This window comes from Micromonospora sp. NPDC002411 (assembly GCF_053592955.1).
In genome coordinates this window covers 1-7,756 of sequence record NZ_JBSFBM010000317.1, presented here as the reverse complement: position 1 = coordinate 7,756, position 7,756 = coordinate 1, and the positions used below count along the sequence as shown (strand labels likewise).

The window sequence follows — 7,756 nt, the reverse complement described above, 5'->3', positions numbered from 1 at the left end:
TCGAGGTGCGCGCCGGCGACGTTGAAGTAGCGCAGCGAGACGGCGGCGAGCCCGTGCGCGACGGCCTCGGAGGTGAGCGCCATGTCGGCGGCGAGTTTGGTGGCGCCGTACGTGTTGGTGGGTGCCTTGACCGCGGTCTCCGGGATGGGCAGCTCGGTGGGGTTGCCGTAGACGGCGGCGGTGGAGGAGAAGACCATCCGCGGCACCCCGGCGGCGCGGACCGCGTCGATCAGGGCGAGCGTGCCGACCGTGTTGTTCTGCCAGTACAGCTCCGGCTTGACCATCGACTCGCCGGCGGCGATCAGGGCGGCGAAGTGCAGCACTCCGTCGAAGCCGGCGTCCGCGGTGACGATGCGGGCGGCCTCGTGGATGGGCGCCTCGACGTGGGTCGCGTCCGGGGCGAGCGCCTCCCGGTGCCCGGTGCGTAGGTCGTCCAGGACGACCACCTGGTGGCCCGCGTCGAGCAGCATCCGGGTCACCACGCTGCCGATGAAGCCGGCGCCCCCGGTGACGAGCAGTTTCACGTCGTTGCCTCCCTGCCTGGCCCGCCCAGGACGTGGCCCTTCGGTGATCACCCTAAGGCGGTGGTCGACATCGTCGCCCACACCGCCATCATCCCCATCTCATCATAATCTCTCACAATTAAACAGAGCCGAACATTCGTGACCCTGTCCGTGCGATCTCCGGTGCGATGAGCCAACGGTGTCTACCATCTCTGTCATGCGGGAAGCGGCCCGTACCGGGCTTCGGCGACGCGTGCGGGTGCCGCCCCGCCGCGATCCCGGTCCGCTCGCCCGAGCCGTCGCCCGCGTGCTGGTCCGCGCCGCCGATGGTGCCACCCGACTCGTCACCGATCTGCTCGGGGCGGGCCCGGCGGCAGGCCGCGAGCGCATCTCTGAGGCCGACCTGCGGGACCTGGTCGCGGCGAACACGGTGCTCGACCCGGACGAACGGCGAATCATCGACGAGGTCCTGGTGGCCGGCGCCAGCCTGATCCGCGAGGTGATGATGCCGCGCACCGAGGTGGTCTTCCTCCCGGCGCGGTTGACCATCGCCGAGGCCGCCCGGCTGGTCCGCGCCGAGACGCACACCCGCTACCCGGTGACCGACGGCACCCACGACGACGTGGTCGGCTTCGTGCACCTCCGTGACGTGCTGCTGCGGCCGGACGCCGACAACTGCGTCACCGTCGGAGAGTTGGCCCGCGAGGTGAAGCGGTTCCCCGGCAGCAAGCGGGTGCTACCCGCGCTGACCGAGATGCGCCGGGAGGGCCAGCACCTCGCCGTGGTGGTCGACGAGTACGGAGGCACCGCCGGGATCGTCACCCTTGAGGACCTCATCGAGGAGTTGATCGGCGAGATCCACGACGAGTACGACGCCGCTCCGGACCCCGTACGCGCCGGTCTGCCCGCCGTGGTGGACGGCCGCCTCAACCTCGCCGACTTCGCCGAACGGACCGGGGTGGCGCTGCCCGTCGGCCCGTACGAGACGGTCGGGGGGTTCGTGATGGCAGTGCTGGGTCGGTTGCCGGTCGTCGGCGACGAGGTGCCGGTGCCCGGTGAACCGGACGAGGTCGCCGACCCCGACCCAGCCGGACCGCCGGGCGGCTGGCTGCTACGGGTGCTCGCACTGGACGGCCGCCGGGTGGCCCGGCTCGCGGTGTCCGCCGTCCGGCTGTCGGAGGAGCGCCGCGAGGACAACGCCGAGCAGCGCCGCGATTCGGTTCGGGGGATCGGACCCGGACAGGTGCGGGAGACGATGGCGGGGCAGCAGCGCCGGTTCGTGGCCGGGCCGACGCGGCGGGTCGACGCGGGCGAAGCACGCGAGGTCAGCAGCCCGACACCGGCGGGCCGCAGCCGACCCGCCGGCCCGTCATGACGGACCCGGTCGCTTGCTGACAGAATTGTCGCCATGTCCGACGTTCCCGCCCGCCCCCGCGTCTTCTCCGGCATCCAGCCGACGGCCGACTCGTTCCACCTCGGCAACTACCTGGGCGCGGTCCGGCACTGGGTGGCTCTCCAGGAGACCCACGACGCTTTCTACTGCGTCGTGGACCTGCACGCCATCACCGCGGGGCACGACCCGGCGCTGCTGCGTCAACGCAGCCGGGTGGCCGCCGCCCAGCTCTTCGCGGTCGGGCTCGACCCGGAACGCAGCACCCTGTTCGTGCAGTCGCAGGTGCCCGAGCACCCGCAGCTGGCCTGGGTGCTCGGCTGCATCACCGGCTTCGGCGAGGCCAGTCGGATGACCCAGTTCAAGGACAAGTCGCAGAAGCACGGCAACGAGCGGTCCAGTGTCGGGCTGTTCACCTACCCGATCCTGCAGGCCGCCGACATCCTGCTCTACCAGGCCAACGCGGTGCCGGTCGGCGAGGACCAGCGCCAGCACCTGGAACTCTCCCGGGACCTGGCCCAGCGGTTCAACGCGACGTTCGGCCCGACGTTCACGGTGCCCGCGCCGCACATCGTCAAGGACACTGCGAAGATCACCGATCTTCAGGACCCGACGGCGAAGATGTCCAAGTCGTCGTCCTCACCGGCCGGCATCATCGACCTCCTGGACGACCCGGCCCGCTCCGCGAAGAAGATCCGGTCGGCGGTCACCGACACCGGTCGGGAGATCGTCTTCGACACCGAGACCAAGCCTGGTGTGTCCAACCTGCTCACCATCCACTCGGCGCTCAGCGGGCGCGGCATCGACGAGCTGGTGGCCGCGTTCGCCGGCCGCGGTTACGGCGACCTGAAGAAGGAGTTGGCCGAGGTCGTCACGGACTTCGTCAGGCCGATCCAGGAGCGCACCCGCACCTACCTCGACGACCCGGCGCAGCTGGACAAGCTGCTCGCCAGCGGCGCGGAGAAGGCCCGCGCGGTGGCCGCGACGACCCTGCGGTCGGCGTACGAGCGGGTCGGATTCTTCGCGCCCGTCCGCGGCGAGTAGCTCCACGGACAGGTGGGCGGGTTGGTGGCCGGAGGGGCGGCGCGCAGCGTGGATCGCAGTGGCGGGGTTTCGCCGACCGGTGACACCACCCAGATCGGCATCGCTGTGGACATTCCCGAGCCGTGGGGTGGCCAGCTCACCCGACGGCGGGTCGAGGCCGGCGACCCGCTCGCGGTTCCCGCGCATGTGACGTTGCTGGGGCCCACCGAGATCCAGACGGCCAACCTGGCCGCCGTCGAGCGACACCTGGCCACCGTCGCCGCCGCGCACCTGCCGTTCACACTGCACCTGCGGGGCACCGGAACGTTCCGCCCGGTCACCCAGGTGGTGTTCGTCGCGGTGGCCGCCGGCATCAGCGAGTGCGAGTTGCTGGCCGCCGCCATCGCCGCGGCGCCGGGCCTGCATCGTCAGGCGCGCTTCCCGTACCATCCGCACGTCACCGTGGCACAGGACGTGGCGCCGGAGGCTCTGGACAAGGTGTACGAGGATCTGGCCGACTTCTCCGCGATGTTCGAGGTCGACGCGTTCACCCTGTTCTCGCACAGCGGGCAGGCCCGGTGGCAGCCGCGTCGGGATTTCCGCCTCGGCGACTGACCCCCGTCGGCGACGCGCCGGCCGGCGAGCATCAGGAGCCGGTTGCCACCACAGCAGTGGGAGATCGGCAAGGATGATCGCGTGAACGTGATCGGCCGGATCGAGGCGGGCATCGACCGCTGGGTGAGCGCCGCGCGCCACCGGTCGGGGCTCTTCGACCACGTGTGGCGGGCCGGCGCGCTGTACGCCGAGGTACTGGCCGGGAGGTTGGCCGCCGCGATCGCCTACTACGGCTTCTTCGCGGTGTTCGCTCTCGCCCTGGTCGCGTACTCCATCTTCGGCGCGATCCTGGAGGACAACGACGAGGTCAGCGCGGCGGCCGCCGACTTCCTCAAGGACAACCTGCCGTTCCTGGACGCCCAGCAGATCGCCAACTCCAGCAACACCGTCGGCGTGGTCGGTCTGGTCATCCTGGTCTTCACCGGCATCGGGTGGGTGGAGGCGATCCGGTCCTCGCAGCGGTTGATGTACCAGCTCAACCAACAGCCGGGCAACCTGGTGATCCGACGGCTGGTCGACCTGGGTGTGATGATCGGCGTCTTCGTGCTGCTCGGCGTATCGGTCGCGGCGGTGGACGCGTTGGAGTCGCTGCTGCGGTTCCTGCTGCGCAGCACCGGGTCGGTCGGCCTCACCACGATCAGCGCGGTGCTCAGCGTGCTGGTCAACGCGGTGCTCGCCACCGCGTTGCTCGTCGCGGTGCCCCGGCTGCGGATGAGCAGATCCCGGTTGCGTCCGGTGGTGTTGCTGGTGGCGGTCGGCATCACGCTGCTGAACACGGTCGGGCGGTACTACGTGGTGCGTACCGAACGCAATCCGGCGTACACCGTGGTTGCCGGCGCCGTCGGTCTGCTGCTCTACCTCTACCTGCTCAACCAGTTGGTGCTGTTCGGCGCGGCGCTCCTCGCGACCTCATCGAGCGGGCGGGTGGTGGACCTGGCGGAGGCCGCCGCCCCGCCGAGGGACGTGGACGAGGACACCGACCCCGGTACGCCGGGCGGTGCGGGCTGATGACGGAAGGTGCAGAGGTGCTGATCTCGGTCGACTCGGACTCGTCGGTGCCCCCGTACGAGCAGGTACGCGGGCAGCTCGCCGAGCTGATCGGTGACGGCCGGTTGCCGGTGGGCAGTCGACTGCCCACCGTCCGCCAACTCGCCGCCGACCTGCGGTTGGCCGCGAACACGGTGGCCCGGGCGTACCGGGAGTTGGAGGCCGCGGGGCTGCTGGAGACCCGTGGGCGCAACGGCACCTTCGTCGCGCCCGGTCGCGACGACGCTGTCGACCGGTTGCAGCGGGCTGCGGCCGGGTACGCGGCCGAGGCGGCTCGGCTCGGCGTGGCGCCGGCCACCGCGCTCGCTCTGGTCCGTGCAGCCCTGGACGCCGTCCGCCCTGGCTGACCGACCACGGATAGGCCGCCGGACGGGCGGTAACTGCGCCGAAAGGCGTCGTGAATCGTGTTCGCGGACCATGATGAGCCGGTGGGCGCACTCATGACACTGGACCTGCCGGCGGACTCACCGCTCCTCGGCCTGCCGTGGATCATCACCTTCGGTCCACTCGGTGACCTCGACGAGTGGGAGCCGGTGGTCTGCGGACCCTACGAGCGACCGCACGCGTTGGCGTTGGCCGAGGCGGTGGTGGCCGAGGAGCAGTTGATGGCCGTGGTGGAGCCGTTGCTGCCGGCGTTGTCGGCCGACGAGATCCGTAGTGAGATCGCCGCCGCGCAGGTCGCCGCGGAGGACGAGGCCCGTCAGGTGGAGGGGGCCGACCTCTACGGTGACTTCGAGGACGTGATCGACGAGGAGTTGGACGCCGCCGCCGACGAGGCGGGGCACGGCGAGCCCGCCGAACCGCCGAACGAGGCCGAGGTGCGCGCCGGCTTCACCCGGATCGCCGCGCTGCTCACCGCGAAGTGACGACCCGGACGGGCGTAGACGGACACCGGCGCCGCGCGGAGTCGAATCCGCGTGGCGCCGGTACCACCTCGCCCCCCACCACAAGGGGCCGGTAGCCCAGTCGCCCGTCGGCGCGGGGCACGACGGACGACCAGGTCGAGAACGAGTTACCCGCTCAGCGTCGTTCCAACCAGGCTGCCGCGTCGACGGGCAGCAGAAGACCGGTGCCCTGCTCGAGGAGCGACTCGCTGGCGACGATCGGCTCGCCGTACCCGTCGATCAGGACCGGCGCGCCGCTGAGGTTGACCATGCAGGTCAGCACGGTTTCACCGGCCGTGCGGGAGAAGGCCAGCACGTCCGGGCCGCTCTGAAGCCAGGTCACCCCTGGTGTGTCGTCGGCCAGCGCGGGATGTGCACGCCGGATGCGCAGCGCGGCGCGGTACAGCTCCAGCGTCGAGCCCGGCACACCGGTCTGTGCGGTGACGGAGATGGCCTGCCAGGTCGCCGGGGCCGGAAGCCAGCTCAGCTCGCTGCCGGCAGGTCCGAAGCCGTACGGGGCCAGTTCACCGCTCCACGGGATCGGCACGCGACACCCGTCGCGGCTCTCGCCGGTACGCAGGAACGCGGGGTCCTGGCGCATCTCGTCGGGCAGGTCGAGGACCTCGGGCAGGCCCAGTTCCTCGCCCTGGTAGAGGTAGGCGCAACCGGGCAGGGCGAGCATCAGAAGGCTGGCGGCGCGTGCTCGGCGCAACCCTTGAATGCCGTCGCCGTAGCGGGTGACGTGCCGCTGCTTGTCGTGGTTGGACAGCACCCACGTGGTGGGTGCGCCGACCACTGCCGACTCGGACAAGGCGGTGTCGATCACCTTGCGGAACGAGTCGGCCGACCAGGTGGCGTCGAGGAAGTCGAAGCTGAACGCCTGGTGCAGCTCGTCCGGGCCGATGTAGCGGGCCAGGCGCTGCGGGGTCTCGGCCCACGCCTCGGCGACCGCCATCCGACCGCCCGGGTAGCTGTCCAGGATGGGCCGCCAGACGCGGTAGATCTCGTGTACCTCGTCCTGGTCGAAGTAGGGCAGGCGGCCCTTTCCGAGCAGTTCCACCTGACGCTGGCCGGTGGTCATGGTGCTGAAACCGACGTCCGGCAACCCCTCGGCCTTGATCATGCCGTGGGCCACGTCGACGCGGAAACCGTCCACGCCCCGGTCCAGCCAGAACCGCAGTACGTCCTCGAACTCGGCGCGGACCTCCGGGTGACGCCAGTTCAGGTCCGGCTGGGCCGGGTCGAACAGGTGCAGGTACCACTCACCGTCCTCGACCCGGGTCCAGGCCGGGCCGCCGAAGATGCTCTCCCAGTCGTTCGGGGGCAGCTCGCCGTGCTCGCCCCGGCCTTCGGCGAAGAGGTAGCGGGCCCGTTCCGGTGAACCGGGGCCGGCGGCGAGGGCAGCGGTGAACCATCGGTGTGCGCTGGAGGTGTGGTTGGGCACCAGATCGACGATGATCCGCAGCCCGAGGGAGTGTGCGTCGCCGATCATCGCGTCGAAGTCGGCGAGGGTGCCGAACATCGGGTCGACGTCGCGGTAGTCGGCGACGTCGTAGCCGCCGTCGATCATCGGCGAGGTGTAGAAGGGGGTCAGCCAGAGGGCGTCCACCCCGAGGTCGTGCAGGTACGGCAGGCGCTGCCGGATGCCCTGCAGGTCACCGATGCCGTCACCGTTGCTGTCGGCGAAGCTGCGCACGTAGACCTGGTAGACGACCGCGGAGCGCCACCAGTCGTCGTCAGTGCGGGGCGGGGCGGTGGTGCTGACGGTCATCGGTGGCGTTCCCGTGTGTCTCGAGCCGGCGGTGAATGGCACCCGCTGCGGTGCGGCGGTTACCCGCTGGGTGTTTGAGCAATATGCCCGCACGGCACTGCAAGAGTCAAGCAGATCTTGCGCAAGGGATGCTGGCGATTGCGCCGCTCAGGCGGGAATGACCAACGCCGACGTGCCGGGTCGGTGCGGATTCGAGGTGCCCGCACCGACGTGCGCGCCAGCGGGCGCGACCGCCGTGGAACCGCGCACCACCAGCTCCGGACGGAACAGGTACTCCGAGTGGGGGGCGGCGTGGCCGTTGATCTCGTCCACCAGGGCTCGGACGGCTGCCACCGCCATCGCGGTGACCGGCTGCCGCACGGTGGTCAGTGGCGGATCGGTGAAGGCGATCAGCGGCGAGTCGTCGTAGCCGACGACGGAGAGGTCTTCGGGAACCCTCAGGCCACGCTGCCGGGCAGCCCGGATCGCGCCGAGAGCCATCAGGTCGGAGCCGCAGACCAGGCCGGTGACGCCGCGGTCGAGC

Annotated in this window: 8 protein-coding genes and 1 pseudogene; 6 read left to right on the top strand and 3 right to left on the bottom strand. The window is 70.8% G+C overall.

Going from position 1 to position 7,756, the window contains the following annotated elements; all coding sequences use genetic code 11:
* Positions 1–524, bottom strand: a 524-nt coding sequence (locus ACWCO3_RS28005) for an NAD-dependent epimerase/dehydratase family protein (protein WP_450012871.1), incomplete at its 3' end; no start/stop codon positions are given.
* A 196-nt stretch (positions 525–720) separates the two neighbouring features.
* On the opposite strand from ACWCO3_RS28005, the pseudogene ACWCO3_RS28000 reads away from it, so the two are divergent.
* The 6 genes and pseudogenes from ACWCO3_RS28000 to ACWCO3_RS27975 form a co-directional block, all read left to right on the top strand.
* A pseudogene (locus tag ACWCO3_RS28000) lies at positions 721–1,740 on the top strand (hemolysin family protein); the annotation flags it as partial.
* 171 nt (positions 1,741–1,911) lie between these two features.
* Positions 1,912–2,937, top strand: coding sequence for a tryptophan--tRNA ligase (gene trpS / locus ACWCO3_RS27995; protein ID WP_145786236.1), 1,026 nt, complete (start codon positions 1,912–1,914; stop codon positions 2,935–2,937).
* A gap of 24 nt (positions 2,938–2,961) precedes the next feature.
* The gene (locus ACWCO3_RS27990) at positions 2,962–3,531 is read left to right on the top strand and encodes a 2'-5' RNA ligase family protein (RefSeq protein WP_145786237.1); all 570 of its coding nucleotides are present in this window, start codon (positions 2,962–2,964) and stop codon (positions 3,529–3,531) included.
* 81 nt (positions 3,532–3,612) lie between these two features.
* The gene (locus ACWCO3_RS27985) at positions 3,613–4,539 is read left to right on the top strand and encodes a YihY/virulence factor BrkB family protein (protein WP_145786238.1); all 927 of its coding nucleotides are present in this window, start codon (positions 3,613–3,615) and stop codon (positions 4,537–4,539) included.
* Positions 4,539–4,925, top strand: coding sequence for a GntR family transcriptional regulator (locus ACWCO3_RS27980; RefSeq protein WP_145786239.1), 387 nt, complete (start codon positions 4,539–4,541; stop codon positions 4,923–4,925). Before ACWCO3_RS27985 ends, ACWCO3_RS27980 begins: the two co-directional genes overlap by 1 nt.
* Positions 4,926–5,006: 81 nt before the next feature.
* On the top strand, positions 5,007–5,444 hold the full coding sequence (locus tag ACWCO3_RS27975) for a hypothetical protein (RefSeq protein WP_088986418.1): 438 nt from the start codon (positions 5,007–5,009) through the stop codon (positions 5,442–5,444).
* A 154-nt stretch (positions 5,445–5,598) separates the two neighbouring features.
* On the opposite strand, the gene ACWCO3_RS27970 is transcribed toward ACWCO3_RS27975, so the two are convergent.
* Positions 5,599–7,233, bottom strand: a complete 1,635-nt coding sequence (locus tag ACWCO3_RS27970) for a glycoside hydrolase family 13 protein (protein ID WP_450012868.1) — start codon at positions 7,231–7,233, stop codon at positions 5,599–5,601.
* 147 nt (positions 7,234–7,380) lie between these two features.
* Positions 7,381–7,756: substrate-binding domain-containing protein (locus ACWCO3_RS27965; RefSeq protein ID WP_450012866.1), on the bottom strand; the 376-nt coding region annotated here is incomplete at its 5' end.